Annotated in this window: 17 protein-coding genes; 15 read left to right on the plus strand and 2 right to left on the minus strand. The window is 65.9% G+C overall.

The features are described from left to right. The first annotated feature begins 610 nt into the window (after window positions 1-610). Both NCR98_RS25175 and NCR98_RS25180 read left to right on the plus strand, forming a co-directional pair. Window positions 611-1,054 (plus strand): MarR family winged helix-turn-helix transcriptional regulator, encoded by a 444-nt coding sequence (locus NCR98_RS25175; protein WP_250527754.1) that lies wholly within the window; start codon window positions 611-613, stop codon window positions 1,052-1,054. Between the two features lie 61 nt (window positions 1,055-1,115). Further along, window positions 1,116-1,412 carry a DUF4148 domain-containing protein gene (locus tag NCR98_RS25180; RefSeq protein WP_244830834.1) on the plus strand — a complete coding sequence of 99 codons (297 nt, stop codon included), beginning with the start codon at window positions 1,116-1,118 and terminating at the stop codon, window positions 1,410-1,412. Window positions 1,413-1,437: 25 nt separating this feature from the next. On the opposite strand, the gene NCR98_RS25185 is transcribed toward NCR98_RS25180, so the two are convergent. Together NCR98_RS25185 and NCR98_RS25190 are read right to left on the minus strand one after the other, a co-directional pair. Next, a complete protein-coding gene (locus NCR98_RS25185; protein WP_250527651.1) occupies window positions 1,438-3,153 on the minus strand; it encodes a ShlB/FhaC/HecB family hemolysin secretion/activation protein in 1,716 nt (571 codons plus the stop codon). Between the two features lie 233 nt (window positions 3,154-3,386). Next, on the minus strand, window positions 3,387-5,342 hold the full coding sequence (locus NCR98_RS25190; RefSeq protein ID WP_250527652.1) for a collagen-like triple helix repeat-containing protein: 1,956 nt from the start codon (window positions 5,340-5,342) through the stop codon (window positions 3,387-3,389). Between the two features lie 643 nt (window positions 5,343-5,985). Here NCR98_RS25190 and NCR98_RS25195 point away from each other — a divergent pair. From NCR98_RS25195 to NCR98_RS25255, 13 genes are all read left to right on the plus strand, one after another. Then, complete coding sequence (locus NCR98_RS25195) at window positions 5,986-6,162, plus strand: Flp family type IVb pilin (RefSeq protein WP_244830831.1); 177 nt, start codon at window positions 5,986-5,988, stop codon at window positions 6,160-6,162. A 142-nt stretch (window positions 6,163-6,304) separates the two neighbouring features. Next, window positions 6,305-6,814, plus strand: coding sequence for an A24 family peptidase (locus NCR98_RS25200; RefSeq protein WP_250527653.1), 510 nt, complete (start codon window positions 6,305-6,307; stop codon window positions 6,812-6,814). Continuing rightward, window positions 6,811-7,287, plus strand: coding sequence for a TadE/TadG family type IV pilus assembly protein (locus tag NCR98_RS25205; RefSeq protein WP_250494552.1), 477 nt, complete (start codon window positions 6,811-6,813; stop codon window positions 7,285-7,287). The genes NCR98_RS25200 and NCR98_RS25205 overlap by 4 nt, the downstream gene beginning before the upstream one ends. A 32-nt stretch (window positions 7,288-7,319) precedes the next feature. Then, on the plus strand, window positions 7,320-8,270 hold the full coding sequence (gene cpaB / locus NCR98_RS25210; RefSeq protein ID WP_250527654.1) for a Flp pilus assembly protein CpaB: 951 nt from the start codon (window positions 7,320-7,322) through the stop codon (window positions 8,268-8,270). A 100-nt stretch (window positions 8,271-8,370) separates the two neighbouring features. After that, a complete protein-coding gene (locus NCR98_RS25215) occupies window positions 8,371-9,729 on the plus strand; it encodes a type II and III secretion system protein family protein (RefSeq protein WP_250527755.1) in 1,359 nt (452 codons plus the stop codon). After that, complete coding sequence (locus NCR98_RS25220; RefSeq protein ID WP_250527655.1) at window positions 9,726-11,018, plus strand: P-loop NTPase family protein; 1,293 nt, start codon at window positions 9,726-9,728, stop codon at window positions 11,016-11,018. The genes NCR98_RS25215 and NCR98_RS25220 overlap by 4 nt, the downstream gene beginning before the upstream one ends. A 2-nt stretch (window positions 11,019-11,020) precedes the next feature. Beyond that, window positions 11,021-12,406: a TadA family conjugal transfer-associated ATPase gene (locus NCR98_RS25225; protein WP_244831002.1), complete on the plus strand. Its 1,386-nt coding sequence runs from the start codon at window positions 11,021-11,023 to the stop codon at window positions 12,404-12,406. Beyond that, on the plus strand, window positions 12,399-13,379 hold the full coding sequence (locus NCR98_RS25230; protein WP_502799807.1) for a type II secretion system F family protein: 981 nt from the start codon (window positions 12,399-12,401) through the stop codon (window positions 13,377-13,379). Before NCR98_RS25225 ends, NCR98_RS25230 begins: the two co-directional genes overlap by 8 nt. A gap of 37 nt (window positions 13,380-13,416) precedes the next feature. After that, window positions 13,417-14,385: a type II secretion system F family protein gene (locus NCR98_RS25235; protein ID WP_502799809.1), complete on the plus strand. Its 969-nt coding sequence runs from the start codon at window positions 13,417-13,419 to the stop codon at window positions 14,383-14,385. Between the two features lie 56 nt (window positions 14,386-14,441). Beyond that, a complete protein-coding gene (locus tag NCR98_RS25240; RefSeq protein ID WP_250527657.1) occupies window positions 14,442-15,164 on the plus strand; it encodes a tetratricopeptide repeat protein in 723 nt (240 codons plus the stop codon). 26 nt (window positions 15,165-15,190) lie between these two features. After that, on the plus strand, window positions 15,191-15,490 hold the full coding sequence (locus NCR98_RS25245) for a DUF3613 domain-containing protein (RefSeq protein ID WP_244830825.1): 300 nt from the start codon (window positions 15,191-15,193) through the stop codon (window positions 15,488-15,490). Between the two features lie 7 nt (window positions 15,491-15,497). Beyond that, the gene (locus tag NCR98_RS25250) at window positions 15,498-17,213 is read left to right on the plus strand and encodes a TadG family pilus assembly protein (protein WP_250527658.1); all 1,716 of its coding nucleotides are present in this window, start codon (window positions 15,498-15,500) and stop codon (window positions 17,211-17,213) included. Between the two features lie 5 nt (window positions 17,214-17,218). Further along, window positions 17,219-18,601, plus strand: a complete 1,383-nt coding sequence (locus NCR98_RS25255; protein WP_244830823.1) for a sigma 54-interacting transcriptional regulator — start codon at window positions 17,219-17,221, stop codon at window positions 18,599-18,601. Window positions 18,602-18,660: the final 59 nt, after the last annotated feature.

Below are 18,660 nucleotides of genomic sequence, written 5' to 3' on the forward strand. Positions count from 1 at the left end.
TCTCGTTGAAGGGAGCATGGATTGTTGAAGCCCCTTGGACGATACGGGCACGATCGATAGGAGGGAGCAACTCACAAGCGGCGAATGGTGCGTGCCGCGTGGCTTGCTTCAGGAGGCATGCTGTGAAGCTTAACACGCATGCGGCTGTAAATCGGTAAAACATAAAGCAAGTGGAACGATATTTACCGGGCGTTGTGCAACTAAATCCTGCGCCAACTAACGCGCGCGTCATTCTGTGTGCAGAGACTAATTAATTTAGTACGGTCGAGCCATTATAAGCCGTTGTGGCAGACGTTGACCCGTGACCAAATTCGAATATGCGAACTGATACATCCATGATTCGAATCGACCGCGCCATCGGCAAAGCATTCAGAGATATTCGGATACCGAAACATAACGATTAACTTCAAGAAGTCGAGTCATCTCTTCGGCAAAAATAGGCATGGACTTTTCGCCGTGGCGTGCGTCGAATGATTAGCGACTCAATTCATCGCTGGGCGCATCACACCGACAACGCACATCAGCATGAAGTCGTTGAGATCACGATCATCGTGGTTTGCCTGCCCGTCGCCTCCGGAACACCGGGCGGCATCTTCCCTATAATCGCCCGATGGAAACTCAACTCGACAAACGCTTCGGCTTTCTGGTCGCCGATGTGGACCGCCTGTGCGGCAACCGCTTCGACGAGCTTGCCAAGTCATCGCTGAATCTAACCCGCGCGCAATGCCGCGTGCTTGCCTATCTGTCGCATTACGGCGAGGTGAATCAGGCGCGGCTCGCCGGGCTGCTCGAAGTCGCGCCGATCTCCGCCGGGCGGCTGCTGGATCGCATGGAGGAGGGCGGCTGGATCGAACGGCGGCTCAATCCCGACGACCGCCGCGAGCGGCAAGTGAGCATGACCGCGAAAGCCGAGAAGGCGCTCGACCGGGCGCGGCGCGTCGGCGACGAAATCACTTCCGAGGCGCTCGCGGGCCTGAGCCGCCAGGAAAGCGAGCAGTTGATCGGGCTCCTGCAGCGGGTGCGGGCGAACCTCAGCCGGATCGTCGACAAATAAGGTTTGGATCGGTTCTTGCTGTCGCGACAGGCGCTTCATTCACTTCCTGGGGAGAAGAATTATGCTTAACCTACGCACCGCACCGCTCGCCGTCATCGCGCTGTCCGTCGCGGCGCTCGTCACGCTGCCCGCGACGCCCGCACACGCGCAAGACGCCGGCGCGTCCACGCCCAAGCAGGTCAAGAAAGCGCAGCGCAAGGAAGCGCGCGCAAAGAAAAACGCCGAACTCGGCGAGCTCGAAAAGAACGGCTATAACCCCGGCGGCGAGCAGAACGACTATCCGCAGAATCTGCAGAACGCGCAGGCCAAGGTCAACGCAAAGAAGGCCGGACAACCGGCGCCCGCTTCGACGCCGTGAACCGGACGCTCAGTCACGTGAAGCTTCAGTCCAGCTGATACGACAACGAAGCGTTCACACGCGGACTGCGCGATGCGCTCTCGACGGGTGCATCGCCCGTTGCCTTGGCGACGGAGAGATCGATGCTGTAGTGCTTCGAATCCGACACTCGAAAACCTATCCCGAACGACGACAAACGCCGCGGACTCGCCGTGCCGCCGTGGAGAAAAACGCGCGCGGCATCGACCATGACGTAAGGCGTGAAGGTCTTCAGATACGTCATGCCGATATCGAGCGGCCGGTTCACTTCGAATGATGCGCCGAAGCCCGAATCGCCCGACACTTCGCCCGGCTGATAGCCCAGCGCGAAACGCTGCGCGCCGAACGAAACCTGCTCGGATGTCGGCAGGGAGTCGGGCGAATACTGCCCCGTCAGCGAAAGCGCCGTGCCGATTTTCATCGGCCATTCGTTGCTCTGCGTGTAGCTCGCGCCGGTCCGCACGAAGGTGAGCGAGACGGGATTGACGGGCGCGTAGCCGGCAATGTTGGTGTCCGCGCTCTTCGAGGCGCCGAGCACGTCGAACGCCTTCGCCACGTTCACGCTCGCGCGCCGCACGACGCCTGTCGCAATGCCGGTGTAATCGAGCTGCAATTGCGCGACGCGAATCTGCGAGCGCTGCGACAACTGCGGATTGCCCGCGACGATGGTGTTCTTCAGCCGGTCTTCATCGTGCGATGCATAGACGCTTCCCGTGCCGACGAGACTACGCGCGTTACTCAGCAGGAACGGATAGACGGCGGAAAACGCGAGCTTGTCGTTCACGACGGTGCGCTCGATATAAGACGGCAGCCCCGGATTGTCGACCGGATGCCCGTGATAATGCGATGCATCGACTTTCGCGGTGAAGCCATCCGTGCCGATAGGCAGCGAGCCGTTGAGCGCGTAATAGGTTTGATCGTCGCGTCCCTTGGGCAACAGCGCGGATGCCGACAGCGATTCGCCGAAGCCGAGCATGCCGTTCTCGGTCGCGCTCAGAATGCCCTGCACGCCCGGATGATTGAAGTCGATGCCCGTGCTCACGTTGAAAGGCTTGCGCTCGACATCGAGTTCGAGCGTGGCGGCGCCGTCCGTATTCTGCGGCGGTGCGACGGTCGCACGCGTCTTCACGCCCGGAATCATGCCGAGCACGTTGATATAACGCTCGAAATTCGCTTGCGTGAGCGGCCGGTCCTGACGCATGCGGTCGGCCACCGCGCGAATGCGCTTCTCGGCCGCGCCCGCGTTGCCTTTCACGACGACCTGCGCGATATACCCTTCGACCACCGTTATGCGCACCACGCCATCCCGAAACGTTTGCGCCGGAATGAAGGCGAACGAAAGCGCATAGCCGCGCTCCTTGTAAAGCGCGGTGATGCCGTTGGCGGTTTCGATCAGCTTGCCGATGGTCACGTCCGTGCCGACGAGCGGCGCGAAGCGTTGCGCGACATCGTCGAAGGGCAGGGCCTTGACGCCCTCGATTTCGAATTTGCGCGGCGTGAGATGCTGTGCGAGGAGCGCGTCGAGCGCGGGAGCGGGAGGCTGCACGTTCACCGATACCGCCGGCTTGGGCGGCGTGTTCACTTGCGGCAGGGCATCGAGCGGATTGCCGCCGATGCTCGCGCGCGGCGCCGCCGGAGCAGTTTGAGCGAGCGCGAGTTGCGCCGTGAATGGTGCGCCGATTGCGGCGAGCAAGAGCACCCGTTTCCAGTCGCGGATCTCCACAATGAATCCTCGAAGGTTGTCGCGAGAACGTCGTGCGGTGCGTGCTTCTTCAAACATCCTGCACGGGCAGCGCCGCGTTCTTCGTCGTGTGTTGTCGTTTGGTGATGCGATTCGTGGCTTCGATCGGACGCGGGTTGTGTTGCTGGCATGCGCGTCGACGTTCGCCTGGCGTCACGCTGTTTCCGAACCGCGATACGCCGCGATCCGGAAACGGTGACGCCTGGCTTCATGCGTTAGCGTCGCGGTCCTCCGAGCACGCCGCCGACGATCGAACCCACCGCGCCGAGCAAGCCCGTGCCAGAGCCGTTTGCGGTGCTGGCGGTGCTACCCGTGCCGCCTGTCGTCGTCGCGATACCCACGCCCGTACCCGCGCCTGCGCTGGTCGTGCCGTGCGTCGTGGCAACCGTCACGCCGACCGCGCCCGTGATCGTGGTCACCGTGCCGAGCACGCCGCCGCCCGAACCGGACGAGCCGGTCGTGCCGCCCGGCGCACCAGTGACCGCGCCAACGATGCCTGTCACCGGAGCAAGCACGCCACCGGCCGATCCCGTGGCGCCTGTAAGCGCGCCGGTCACGCCGCCGACCGCGCCCGTGACCGGAGCAAGCACGCCCGCACCGGCGCCCGTACCGCTCGTCGCGCCTGTCAACGCACCCGTTACGCCGCTGACCACGCTCGTGACCGGCGCGAGCACGCTCGTACCGCTGCCGGTTGCGCCCGTCAACGCACCCGTGACGCCGCCGACAAGCCCCGTGACCGGTGCGAGCAAGCCCGCCGTCGAGCCCGTGCCGCCGCCCGTCGCGCTCGTAAGCGCGCTCGTCACGCCGCCGACGAGACCGGTGACCGGCGCAAGCAAGCCTGCCGTCGTTCCAGTGCCGCCCGTTGCGCCCGTCAGTGCGCCCGTGACGCCGCCGACCAGACCCGTGACCGGCGCAAGTACGCCCGAGCCTGCGCCGGTAGCGCCGCCGAGAATGCCGGTGATCGGTGCGAGCGGATTGGACGCCGGCGTGCCGCTGACGAGGCCGCCCGCGGATGCCACCGTCGTTCCCGTGGTCGACACCAGATTGCCCACGCCCGCCGTGACCGGATTGGCGCCCGTGCCTGCGATGCCCTGACCCGCCTGACCGAGCGCGCCGCCGAGCGTCGTGAGGAGGTTGTTGACCGGCGTGCCGAGGCCCGTCGCCGCGCCGACGGTCTGCGTCGTCGAACTGACGACAGACGTGATCGGCGTGATGGCCTGGCTGACTTGCTGCGTGAGTTGCTGAACCGGTGCGCCGGTCAGCGTCTGATCGAGGACGCCGCCCGTCTGCGTCACCGCGTTACCCACGATTCCGACGATGCTCCCGACCGGCGTCGTAACGGGTGCGAGCGGTGAAAGCGTACCGGTGCCGAGGCTCGATACGAGCGTCCCGGCGCTGCTGACCGTATCGCCGGTTTTTTCGACGACACCGCCAAGACTCGCCACCGTCGTGCCGACCGGATTCGTGCTCGAGCCGATGGTTCCGAGCCCGGCCGACACGCCATCGCCGAGCGTCATGACAGCCGCGCCTGCGTTCGTGACGACATCGCCCGTGGCTTTCGTGGTGCCCGCGCTGACGAGCGGTGTGGTCGTCGCGCCGATTGCCGACCCGATTCCCGATACCGTCGCGCCAAGCGCGGACACCACGTTGCCTGTTTTGCCTACGACGGCCGCGACAGGCTGAGGCGTCGTGCTGCCCGTGGTGCCACCGCCGGTTCCCCCACCGCCAGTGCCCCCACCACCCGTGCTGCCACCGCCGGTGCTGCCACCGCCGGTGCTGCCACCACCCGTGCTGCCACCACCCGTGCTACCGCCTCCGGTGCTGCCACCACCCGTACCGCCGCCCCCCGTGCTGCCACCGCCCGTGCTACCGCCTCCGGTGCCGCCGCCGCTTGTGCCGCCCGTGCTGCCACCGGAGCCCCCGCTGGTCCCCCCGCCACTACCGCTGCCACTACCACTACCCCCGCCGCTACCCGTTCCGGTACCGCCGCTGCTGCCCGAGCCCGTGCCGCTGTCGCCGGTCGTGATCGTTCCAGAGCCGCTACCGCTCGCGCCTGCCGACTTGCTCATCGTGCCCGAGCCGCCACACGCCGCCAGCGTGAGTACGCTCGCGACCGCTGCCGCGACGATAGACTTGCGCAAGAATTCCTGTCCGACGTTCCTCGTATTCATGATGGCCCTCGTTACTTTGTTTTGGTTGAACCGCGGGCCAGTAACTGCGAAAGGTGTGCCAACGTACGGACGACGGGGCTCGCAGGCGTTCCTCGCCCTGCGAGAAGCGCTCGCGAAAGGACGCTTTCCAAATGAATTCGGGGTTTGGCGGGAGATTGCGGCCGCGTCTCACCGCGTATCGGCAAACGGCAATGCGGACGTTCGTAACGTAACGAACATCGAGCCGCGTTACGACGCGACGCGTTACGCGGGCCCGCCATAAAGAGCCAGTCAATGAAAAAGAGCGGGGCAGGAAATCAATACGAGTCGCTGCATTCGCATCAAGTTGATTTTACTCATATGCCAGGGTTTATTTACCCGATGTAACTATTGATGCACTGCACGATACAAAATGTTCTGACGTAATTGATTTTGAGATGTGCATGCGATATAAATTCGCCAACGCAGTCCTCTTCTTTCGGCAAACGTTGTGGGAGGGTAGCGATCAACAAGAAAAACCAAAAATATCGAGAGAGTTGGAGCGCCGCTCCGATGCATGGGCCCGGGGTCACGACATCGCGTTCGCGTGGTGGTCTGCCGCCTGGAGCCTCGCACGAAGAGGCGAATCCGCGGCCAGGCAGTACACCATCCGAGGGCAACAAGAATGACATCTACCTTGCTTCAATTCATCCGCGACCGGCGTGGGATCACCGCCATCGAATATGGGCTGATTGCCGGCGTGCTTGCGCTCGGCATCATGACGGCCGTGGGCGGCGTCTCCACTCAGCTCACGTCCACTTTCAACGCGATAAAGGCGGAGCTCGCTAAAACGTCGAGCTAATCCCATCTTTATTCGCTGACGAGATGCCGATTCGCGCGCCGGAGCAATCCGGCGCGCGGACCGAATACATCTTTCGAGTTTCGATTAAACCTCCGTATTACCACGGAGGGCGCTGTCTTATTGCCTGCCGATTTACGCTGCCATGATTTATTTTGAATCCGCGATATTTATCGGCTGGGCGCTGGCGGTCGTCTTATTCGACTGGCAGCGCAGGTCCATTCCGAATTCGCTGGTCGCGGCCGGAGGCGTGTTCGCGCTTGCGTTCGCCGCGCTCGGCATTTCGCCTTTTCAGACGGCGATCGGCTTCGCATTGCTCGGCGCGTTGGCGGGTTTCGCCGCGCTCTTGCCGTTTTACCTGCTCGGCATGATGGGCGCCGCCGACGTCAAGGCGTTCGCCGTGCTCGGCGCGTGGTGCGGCCCGCGCGAACTCGTCGGCGTCTGGGTCGCGGCGAGCCTTGCGGCCGCGGTGCATGCGCTCGTGTTGCTCGCGCGCCGTGAGGACCGCGTGGTGCTGTCGCTGCGCAGTCTTGCCGCGGATGCAAGCGTGGCCGAACGCAGGCGCAACAGCACGCCCTACGGCGCATTGCTCGCGGCGGCTGGGATCGGTCAGCTGGCGCTGCATCTGCTGAACGCAACGGGGCGGCCAGCATGAAGTCCGCGCCATCAATCCAACGGCCACGCCCACGACGAAACCAGCGCGGCAACGTGGCGGTCGAGTTCGCCATCGTGTTTCCGCTGTTCTTCCTGATCTTCTACGCCATCGTCACCTACAGCCTCGTGTTCGTCGCGCAGCAGTCGCTGACGCTCGCAGCGGAAGAGGGCGCACGCGCCGCGCTGCGCTATCAGGCCAACGCGACGAGCATCGACGACGCCCTCGCGCGCCGTGGCAGTGCCGCCTGCCAGACCGCGCAAGGCTTGTCGAACTGGCTTGCGGGACTCGCGCAATGCACCGCCACGCCCGCGCCATGTACCTACGACGGGAGCCTGCGCTGCATCCAGGTGACGCTCGCTTATGCCTATGCGCAAAAGCCGCTGGTCCCGACGCTGCCGTTGATCGGCCTCGCGCTGCCCGATTCGCTGGTGGCGCGCGCGATGGTCCAGCTCAATCCGGACAATGTGTTATGAGCGTCCGCCCGAACTTTCACGATTGATCTCATATGGCCAACGTCACACGAACGCTCGCGGTCCTGTTTTTCATGCTGGCCATCGCGCTGGGCATCTTCGCGTTCACGCTGGCGCGCGCCCCGGCGCCGCTGCCGGCAAGCGCCAACGGCGGCGCGCCCGGTCCCGCGCTCGCGGTGGATCGCAAGCTCGCGCCGGTGGTGATCGCCGCACGCGATTTGCAGCCCGGCAAGCCGCTCGATGCCGCGTCGCTCACGGTGCGCATGCAGGCCGAACCCGCGTCCGGCGTGTTCGGCGATACCGCCGCGCTCACCGGCCGCACCACGCGCGTCGCGGTGCCGCAAGGCACGCCGCTCACGGTCGAGACGCTGTCGAGCGGACTTGCCGATGTCGTCGAGCCGGGCGAACGCGCGATCGCGGTGCGCGTCGACGAAACCAACGCGGTCGGCAATCTCGTGCGCCCGGGCAATTTCGTCGATGTGTTTTTCACGCTCAAGCGCGAAGGCGGCGGCAGCAGCGGCGCCGAAGTAGAGGCGACACAGGCGCGCCTTCTATTGTCGAAAGTGCGCGTGCTGAGCGTGGGCGGCGCGTCGGTGGAGGGTGTCGATGGCAAGGCCGCGGGCGACACGAACCAGGCGACTCGCAATTTGAACGCACAGACCGCCGTACTCGCCGTGCGCACCGCCGACGTCGATGCGCTCACGCTCGCCGAAAGCTCGGGCCGCCTCGTGCTGGCGCTGCGCAACACCAACGACGACGAAATGCCGCCGCCGCAGTCGTGGCTGCCCCTGCATGCCGCTGCCTTGCATGCCGACGCGGATGGCGCCGCACGCGCGGCCGCCGGGGTATCGCTCGGTGCGCTGTCGGGCGCGCGCGCCGGCCGCGAACCGGTGACGCAGCCGCGTGCGGCGGGCGTGACGCGTGCGCCGCGTAGCAACGAAGTGGAAGTGATCCGGGGTGGCCGTGTCGAGCGAACCGCATATTGAGCGCGCCGATGCCGGCTATCCCGATGAATTCGAAACGAAGCAAGCCATGACGATGACGATAAACCGGCCAACGATCTTGCGGTTCCACACGCGCGCGCTCATGGCGTGCTGCGCGGTTTTGCTCGGCCTCAACGTGAACCTGGCGCAAGCCGTCGCGACGCCGCACGCGGATGACATCGAGCGCGCATCGACGGGCAGCGCGCAAGACGCTCCCGTGATCGCGCTTGCGACCGGTGCGCAGCGGGTTCTCGCGCATGGCCGCACGGTGTCGCGCGTGGCCGTCGCCGATCCCGCCATCGCGGATGTTCTCGTGCTCAAGAATGGCGGCGTGCTGCTGGTCGGCAAGTCGGCAGGCACGACCAATCTGCTCGTCTGGGAACAGGGCCGCGACACGCCGGCGTCCTATACCGTCGATGTCGCCGCCAGCGCGAACGCCGCGCTGCTCGACCACGACGCGCCGCAAGTGCGCGTGCTCGGCAAGACGGCCGTGCTCAGCGGCAGCACGCCGTCGATGGCCAAGCATCAGCGCGCGGCAGCGGCGGCGCGCGCGGCTATCGGCAAGGACGGCGCGCTCGTCGATACATCGACGGTACAGAGCAAGAGCGTCGTGCAGGTGGACGTGAAAGTGGTCGAGTTCAGCAAGGCCGTGCTGAAGGAAGCCGGCTTCAATCTGTTCTCGCAGAATCACGCGGGCTTCGCGTTCGGCAGTTTCGCGCCCAGTTCGCTGGGTTCCTATACCGGCGGCGCGACGACCGCGTTGCAGGTGACGTCCACCTCGCCAATCGGCGCCGCGTTCAACCTGCTGCTCAACTCGGGCTCGCGCGGTTTGTTCGCCAACCTGAGCCTGCTCGAAGGGAACAACCTCGCGCGCGTGCTCGCGCAACCGACGCTCGTCGCGCTCTCGGGCCAGAGCGCGAGCTTTCTCGCGGGCGGCGAAATTCCGATTCCAGTGCCGCAGGCGCTCGGGAGCACGACCATCGTTTATAAGCCGTATGGCATAGGCCTTTCGCTCACGCCGACCGTGCTCGGCGCCGACCGCATTGCGCTGAAGGTCGCGCCCGAAGCGAGCCAGCTCGACTTCGCGCACGCCATCACCATCGACGGTGTTTCGGTGCCCGCGCTTACCACGCGCCGCGCGGAAACGGCGGTCGAACTCGGCGACGGCGAGAGCTTCGTGATCGGCGGGCTGGTGGATCGCGAAACGGCGTCGAACGTAAACAAGGTGCCCTTGCTCGGCGACTTGCCGATCATCGGCGCGTTCTTCAAGACTTTGCAGTACTCGCAAACGGACCGCGAGCTGGTGATCATCGTGACGCCGCACCTGGTCGCGCCTATCGCCCGGGGCGCCGCCTTGCCGATGACGCCCGGCCAGCAGTCCGAACAGCGCGACGGACCGGTGTGGAAGAGCTTCGTCGGCGGAGCGCTTTCTTCCGACACCGCGCCAGGATTTTCGCGATGAACACCCAAGGATTCGGACCCGGCAAGGCAGCAGCGGCGGCGGCAGCGGGCGAGCCGCTCACCGCGCGCTTTCTGCTGGCGAGTCCCGAACCGTCGAGGCAAGCGTGGCTGCAGCAGGCGCTGACCAGCACGGGCGCGGTGGAAATCGCGCCGTGCGACGCCGTCGCGCTGGTCACGCGCATCGCGGAATGCGCGCCGGCCATCGTGTTCATCGACTTCACCGAGCGCGCCGATTACCACGCGGCCGCACTCGCCGAAGCGGCCCGCGACGCTTTTCCGAACGTGCCGGTCGTGGCGCTCGGCACGCTTGCGACGCCCGCACCCGCGCTCGCCGCGTTGCGCGCGGGCGTGCGCGATTTCATCGATACCGGCGGGCATCCCGGCAGCGTGCTCACGGTGGCGCGGCGGCTTATCGACGAGCGTCCCGAACATGTGCCCAAGCGCGGCAAGCTGACGGTGCTACTCGGCGCGCGCATCGGCGTGGGCGTGAGCACGCTCGCCGCCAATCTCGCCGTGAGTCTGCAACGGCGCGGTCAGAGCGCGCGCCGCGCCACCGCGCTGCTCGATCTCGGCCTGCCCGCCGCCGACAGCGCGCTTTTGCTCGACACGCGCAGCGAACTGCATTTCGTCGATGCCGTGCGCAACCTGCGCCGGTTCGACGAAACCTTCGTGCACACCGCCTTCGCGCGTCATGCGAGCGGCCTCGCGCTCACCGCGCTGCCCGCCGATCTTGCCGAAATGCGCGCGATTTCCTTTGCCACGGCCGTCAGCACGCTCAACCGGCTGCGCGCATACTTCGACCACCAGATCGTCGATCTCGGCGGTTTTTCGAATCCCGACTTCGTCGCGCAAGTCGTGCAGGCCGCCGACGAAACCTGGCTCGTATGCGATCCGAACGTGGTCTCGGCGGTCTCGGCCGTCACGCTCGTCGAGCATGTGCGCGGCGGCGAGCAAACCGAAGCCGCGGCGCGGAAGATTTCGCTCGGTCTGGTCGTCAACAAGTTCGATGCGGCGCTCAACTTCGGCGCGGATCAACTGGCCGCGCGGCTCGGGCTACCGCTCATCGGCATCTTGCCGGAACGTGCGCAGGCGCTCGGGCGCGCGGTGAATCAGGGAAGCCTGCTCGCGGAAACCGCGCCGCGCGACCCTTACGTGCGCGCGCTTTTACCTCTCGTCGCGCGTCTCGCGGATGAACCCGCGCCCGCCGGCCGCCATGCACTGCCCAAGGCTACTGAAAGCCCGGCCGCCGGACTCGCGCAACTTCTTCCCACCTTTCTCAGGCGGTCATGACGATGGTTCAGGACTTCAGCAAGGACATCGCGTTTTCCAACGATCTGGCCGAGGATGCCGTCGCGTTCGCGCACTCGCAGCAGTTCCAGGACGTGGCGAGCGCGGCACATGAACATCTGCTCACGCGTATCGAGGAACTCGGCGCCGAATTCGGGCGATGGTCGCGCCAGGCCATCCAACAATTCGTCGATCTGGAGATGGACAGCTTCGTGCGCCTGCGACGCATCCCGCTCAACGAGAGCGAGGTACGCCTCGTCGCGGCCGCGCTCACGAAGGAGCTCGCGGGCTTCGGTCCGATCGAGGACTTGCTCGCCGATGCCGCCGTGGAAGACATCCTCATCAACGGCTATAGCGATGTCTACGTGTCGCGTCACGGCATGCTCGAAAAGATTCCCGTGCGCTTTGCGGACAACGCGCACCTCTTGCGCATCGTGCGGCGGATTCTCGCGCCCATCGGCCGACGGCTCGACGAGTCGAACCCGATGGTCGATGCGCGCCTGCCAGACGGCGGCCGCCTGAACGTGGTCATCGAACCGTTGTCGATCGACGGGCCGGTGGTGTCGATCCGCAAGTTTCGCCGCGATCCGCTGCGCCCCGACGATCTGCTCGCGAACTCCACGTTCAATCAGGAGATCAGCTCGCTGCTCGAAGCGGCGGTGGAGGCGCGCTGCAACGTGCTCGTCTCGGGCGGCACGAGTTCGGGCAAGACGTCGCTGCTCAACGCGCTCGCGTTCTTCATTCCGAAGCACGAACGCGTCGTGACGATCGAGGATACGGCCGAGTTGTCGCTGAACCATCCGCATGTGGTGCGGCTCGAAAGCCGTCCGGGCGGCTTCGACGGCGCGGGCGTCGTGTCGATTCGCGACCTCTTGCGCAACACGTTGCGGATGCGGCCCGACCGGATCATCGTCGGCGAAGTGCGCGGTGGCGAAGTGCTGGAAATGCTGCAGGCGATGAACACCGGCCACGACGGCTCGATGGGGACCGTGCACGCGAGTTCACCGCGCGAGTGCCTTTACCGGCTGGAAATGCTCGCGGGTTTCGCGGGCTTTCAGGGCACCGAGGCAAGTCTGCGGCGGCAGATCGCGAACGCCATCGACTTTATCGTGCAGATCGGGCGGCTCTCGAACGGCAAGCGGCGCATTCTTTCCGTGACGGAAGTCACCGGGCTGTCGGACAACATCATCGCGATGCAGGAGTTGTATCGCTACGACCCCGTCGCCGATGCGAACGGCGAGGAAACCGACCGCTGGACCTCGCTCGGCATTCATCCGAGCTCGCCCAAGCTCGCGAAGTATCGGCAGGCGTTGGGCGCGTCGCTTGCAGAAGGATTCGGCAAAAGCGGCGGCGGCGGTTTCGGCGGCTTCGGCGGAGGCTTCCGTGTCTAGAGGCACGGCGCTCGTCGCGATGCTCGCGCTGTTGTTCGCGGCCGCCGCGCTCGCTTTGTGGCGGCGCGGCGCGCAAAAGCGCGAACGCATGCTCGCCGCGCGCTTCGTGGAGCGGCAGGTCATGGCGTCGCACGCAACGCCGCGGCCGCGCACTGCACGGCAGCCCGAGCAGTCGCGGGCATCGGCGAACACGCACTCGGGCGTGAGTGTCGAGATTGCGCGAGACATCGTGCGGGCGCGTGCCGCTTATGGACATCTGATGCGGCGTGCGGGAATCGAACGGCCGCGCGCTTTCTTTTTCGTCACGCTCGTCGCCGCGGCGCTGGCCGCATTCTGGATGACAGCGCGCACGAACGCATTGCTCGGGCTTGCGGCCGGCGCGCTCGTGCTTGCCGTGACGGCGGCAGCGCTGTTTTGGCGCGCGCAGAAAAGACGTCAGCGTATCGTGCGGCAGTTGCCCTCGTTCATGGATGGCATCGTGCGGCTCATCGTCATCGGTCATAGCGTGCCGGCGGCGTTTCAGACCGCGCTCGCAAGCGCGGAGCCGCCGCTCGCCGATTGCCTCGACCGCGTGTTGCCGATGCTGCGTACCGGCATGGAGATCGATCACGCGCTCGGCGCGGTGGCGCGGATGTATCGCGTGCGCGAGCTCGAACTGGTGGGCGCGGTGCTGCGCGTATCGGTGAAATACGGCGGGCGCTCGGACGTGATGCTCGACCGCATGTCGGCGCTCATGCGCGATCTGGAACAGGCCGACCGCGAACTCGTCGCGCTGTCGACGGAAACGCGTCTCTCATCGTGGGTGCTCGGTCTCCTGCCGGTTTTGCTCGGCGCGGCGGTGATCGTCACCAACCCTCAATATTTCGATGCGATGTGGACCGATCCGCTCGGCCAGCGGCTCGTGTACGCGGCGCTCGGCCTGCAAATGCTCGGCGTGTGGCTGCTGTTTCGCATGGCGAGGCTCAGGACATGAGCGCGCGCGCCGTAAACGTTAAGAGGACGCGATGCATCTGACGCCCAACCTCGTGGCCGCGTTCGCCGTGCTCGCGCTCGCATGCGCCGCCGCCCTGATCGGCGTGCTCGCGTTGAGCCGCTACGCGCGCATGCAACGCTCGGCGCGCACGCTGGAAGGTGCGCTCACGCAACGTGTCGCGGCAGGCGCGCCGGTATCGACGGATAGCGGGCCCGCGCGCAGCGAAGCGCCGCCAACGGGCCTGTTCGCCGCCATCGGTCGCGCGAGCATCGCGTGGCTCGATACCTCGTTCGGGCGCATCGCCGTGGCCGACGAAGACCGCCGCCTGCTCGATCGCTGCGGCTATCTCGACGCGCGCGCTCGCGGCGCCTTCATGCTGGCGCGCATCGCGGGCGCGGCGCTCGCGCCGGTCGCGCTGATGTTGCTCGCGCGTGGCACGCCGCACGGCGCGCGCTTCATGCTGCTGCTGTTCGTCGCGCTGTCGGGCGGCTTCATGGCGCCGAAGTGGTTCGTGCAGAGCCGGGCGAACGCGCGTCAGCGTGCGGTCGGCAACGAGCTGCCGATGTTCGTCGATCTGTTGCGGCTGTTGCAGGGCGTGGGGTTATCGCTGGATCAGAGCCTGCAAGTGATGATCCACGACTTCAAAACGGTGCTGCCGATCTTGTCGAAGGAACTGGCGGCGGCGCAGGCGCAGTTTGCGACGGGCCGCACGCGCGAGCAGTCGCTCAAGCGCCTTTCCAGCAGCTACGAGAACGAAGACCTCGCGGCGGTCGTGCGGCTCGTGATTCAGGTGGAGAAATACGGCGGCGCGGTGCAGGAGCCGCTCAGGCAGTTCGGCGACCGTCTGCGCGAGGCGCGGCGTGCGGCGCTGCGTGAGCGCATCGGCAAAGTCACCGTGAAGATGACGGGCGTGATGGTGCTGACGCTGTTGCCTGCCCTGCTCATCGTCACTGCGGGGCCGGGGTTTCTCGCGGTATTGCATTCGCTTTCGGGGCTTCATCGATGACGCAATCTTCAATCAACCGGACGCGACTCGTCGCGCTTGCCGCTATCGGAGCATGCATGCTGTTAGGCGGATGCGCGAGCAAGATGGAAAGCGGCTACGGCGTCGGCATTCAGGCCGAACGTCAGGCCGCGCTCGATCAGGCGATGCATCGCGATGCCGCGCCCGACACGCCCGGCATGTATCTGGCGCTCATCGACCGGATGCAGTCGCAAGGGTTGTACTTCGCGTCGCTCGCGCATATCGACGCTTACGAGCAGCAGTGTGGCGAGTCGCCCGACACCATTCTCTTGCGCGCCGATGCGCTGCGTCAGACCGGCCAGACACAGCCCGCCGAAGCAGCTTATGCGCGTCTCGCCGATACCCCGTTCGCGGCGCGCGGTCTGCGTGGACTGGGTTTGCTGGCCGGCCAGGCGGGCGACTTCCGGCTGGCGGCAATGCGCTTCGAAGCCGCCGCGCAGCGCGCGCCGACCGATGCCGCGACGCTGTCCGACCTTGGGTACGCGAAGCTGCGCGAAGGCGACATAGCGGGCGCGCGCGTGCCATTGATGAAGGCCGCCGAACTCGCGCCGGACAACGCGAAGATCATGAGCAACGTCGCGCTCTTTCTGCTTTCGAGCGGGCAGGCCGCTAACGCGCAGGGATTGATGACGCAACAGAAGTTCGCGCCGGACGTGCAGCAGGCCATTCAGGGCGATGCAAAGCGCGTGCAGCAGGCGGCGCGCACGTATCGCGCGCAAGTGCAGGACGAAGGCGGCGGTAGCCGTATCGCGTCACGTTGAAATCGAATCGAGCGAGGAAGCAGTCGATGAAAGCATCGTCAATGGCAGCGATCTGGTTGAGCGCGATGGCGCTCGTATCCGCAGCGCGGGCCGAGGAAGGCGCACCGGCAGCAAGCGAAGTCGGTCACGCAACCGAAGCCTGGCTCACGTTGCAGTCGAGCAATGCCGCAGCCGGTCCCGCGCGCCCGATGCCCGGCGCGCAAGCGAGTCTTGCCTACGCGCGCTACATGAAGTCGTTCGAGACGGCTATTCCCGAGCGCTACGGCTCGTCGCTGGAACAGGCGGGACGTCCGGCGCTCGATGTTAACTATCACGACGCGGACTGACCGGCCCATGACACGGCCTTTTCGCCATCGACCAGCGCGGCGCGCGCAACGCGGCGTGGCGGGCACGCTCGCGGCCATCTGGCTGATCGTGGCGGTGGCGGCGCTCGGCGCGATCGACGTCGGCAATTTCTTTTTCGCGCGCCGCAGCCTGCAAAGCGCGGCCGATCTAGCGGCAACAGCAGGCTCGCAAGTCGCCGATGCCGCGTGCACGCGCGCCGCCGCCGCCGCGACGGGCAGCGTGGCGGTCAACGGCTTCGATGCCACCGCGTCGGGCAACGGCATGACGACCGCGTGCGGCCGCTGGGACACGCAAGCGAACGCCGCGCCCGACTATTTCGCGGCGGGCGGCACGCCGATCAACGCGGTGAAAGTCGTCGCGACGCGCACCGTGCCGTACTTCTTCGTGGGGCCGGCACGCACGGTGACGGCGACGGCCGTCGCCAAGGTCACGGATATCGGCGCGTTCAGCATCGGCACGACGCTCGCGAGCATCGGCCCGGGACCGATCAACGGCCTGCTCAACGCGCTGCTCGGCACGAGCCTCAATCTCTCGCTCGCGTCGTATCAGGGACTCGCCGATACCCGCGTGAAAATCGCCGATCTGGTGACGGCGGCGGGCGTGGGCACGGTCGATCAACTGCTCGCCACGAGTCTCACGGCCGCGCAGATCGCGCGCCTGATGGTGAACGCGCTGCAAACGACGAGCGTGGCCAACGCCAATCTCTCGACGGCGCTCGGCGCGATGCAGACCATCGCGAGCGCCAATATCTCGGGCAATCAGACGATCTCGCTCGGCAAGACATCGACGGCGCCGGGGCTGCTTTCGGTGGCGCTCGCCAACACGCAATCCGCGCTCAACGCGACCATCAGCCCGTTGGACGCGCTCTTCGTCATGGCCGAGATCGCGCAGGCCGGGAAGTCGGCGGTGAACGTGGCGGGCGGGTTGAATCTGCTCGGGATTTCCGCCGGGCTGACCGTGCAGGTCATTCAGCCGCCGGTGCTTGCCATCGGCGAAGCGGGCCAGGATGCCAACGGCAACTGGCGCACGCAGGCGCAGACCGCGCAAGTGCGCGCATCGCTCGATGTCACGGTCGGCACGCTGTCGCTCGTGCTCGGTCCGCTCTTCGGCAACATCGCGCCGACCGTGCATCTGCCCGTGGTCGTGGAGGCCGTGGCGGGCTCCGCGTACCTTGCGTCGACGCAATGCAAGGGGCCGCCGCTCGCGCGGCGCTCGGTCATCGGCGTCAACAGCACGGTGGCGAACGTGTGTGTCGGCGACACCCCCGCGGGCACCGCCGCCTGCTCGCAACCGGCGACGCTCGTCAACGTGCTCGGACTGCTGACGGTCACCGCCAAGGTGACCACCGGCTCCGTGCCTTCGGCATCGGGCACGCTCACGTTTGATGGCCAGAGCGGCAACAGCGACGACTACCAGACACTTGCATCGCTGCCGGGGAAGACGCTCGCCAACGCGTTGTCCTCGCTCAACACGAGTCTCTCGGCGCCTGGCGGTTTGATACTCGCGTCGCCGCTGCTTCCGTCCGCGCTGCTCAATAGCATCGCACCGCTGCTGCTTGCCTTGCTCACGCCCGCATTGACCACGATACTCGCCGGACTGGACCAGGTCCTCGTCCCCGTCCTGCAACTCCTCGGCGCGCAGATCGGCACGAGCACGATTCACGACTTGTCGCTTACCTGCGGCGAATCGCAACTGGCGTACTGAACGACATGAGACAGATCACCAAAATCGATGGCCTCGACATCCACGTGTGGGAGGGCAAGTCCGACATCGTCGAGCGCGTGGTGCGCTGCATGTCCAGTCACGAAGTGGATGTATTACGCGCGGACGGCACGTCCATCAGCGCGCCGCGCGATTCGTCGCGCCCGGCAATCGCGATCATCAGCGTAAGCGTGATAGACAGCGGCGCATTCGTGCTGCGCGACTGGGAAGCGCGTCATTCGATGCCCGTGGTCTGGGTCGGCGCGGCGCCGCGCGAACGCGATCCGTCCATGTTTCCCGCCGATTATTCGCACATCCTGCCGCTCGATTTCACCGGCGCCGAATTGCGCGCGATGGTCTCGAAACTCGCACAGCAATTGCGCGCGCATGGCGAGGAAGCGCAGGCGTCGCATGCGTTGATCGCGCATGCCGAATGCATGCAGGCGCTCTTGCACGAAGTCGATACCTTCGCCGATTGCGATACGCCCGTGCTTCTGCACGGCGAGACCGGCGTCGGCAAGGAGCGCATTGCGCAATTGCTGCACGAGAAGCATCGCCGCTATGGCGAAGGTCCGTTCGTGCCGGTGAACTGCGGCGCGATTCCCGATGGTCTCTTCGAGTCGCTGTTCTTCGGGCATGCGAAGGGATCGTTCACGGGCGCCGTGCTCGCGCATAAAGGCTACTTCGAGCAGGCCAACGGCGGCACGCTTTTTCTTGATGAAATCGGCGATTTGCCGCTCTATCAGCAAGTCAAGCTGCTGCGCGTGCTGGAAGATCAGGCGGTCACGCGGCTCGGTTCCGCGACGCCCGTGCGGCTCGAATTCCGGCTTATCGCGGCGAGCAACAAGAGCCTGCCGCAGCTCGTGAAGGACGGCACGTTTCGCGCGGACCTCTATTACCGGCTCGCGGTCATCGAACTCAAGATTCCGACGCTGGAAGAACGCGGCGCGGCTGACAAGATTGCGCTCTTCAAGTCGTTCATCAACGAAGTGGTGGGCAAGGAGAAGCTCGAGTCCTTGCCCGAGTTACCGTACTGGCTGGCGGACGCCGTCGCCGATGTCTATTTTCCCGGCAACGTGCGCGAGTTGCGCAATCTGGCGGAGCGCGTGGGTGTGACGGTGCGGCAACTCGGCTCGTGGGACGAAGGGCGCGTCAAGCGGCTCCTCGTGCTCGCGCGCAATGCGCAACCCGTGGATAACGCCACTGAGCTGCTCGTCGACCGCAGCAAGTGGGACATGAACGAACGTAATCGCGTGATCGCGGCGCTCGAAGCGAACGGCTGGCGCCGGCAGGACACGGCGTTGCATCTGGGCATCAGCCGCAAGGTGCTGTGGGAGAAGATGCGCAAGTTCCAGATCTTCGATGAGGAACCGGAGACGCGCCCGCTCTGAGTGCCGCGCTCGGGTATCGATTCCGGGCGTCCAAAAAAAACGCCGACGCATGCCTACGT

It is taken from the genome of Caballeronia sp. GAWG2-1 (genome assembly GCF_023631405.1).
Classification (GTDB): Bacteria; Pseudomonadota; Gammaproteobacteria; order Burkholderiales; family Burkholderiaceae; genus Caballeronia.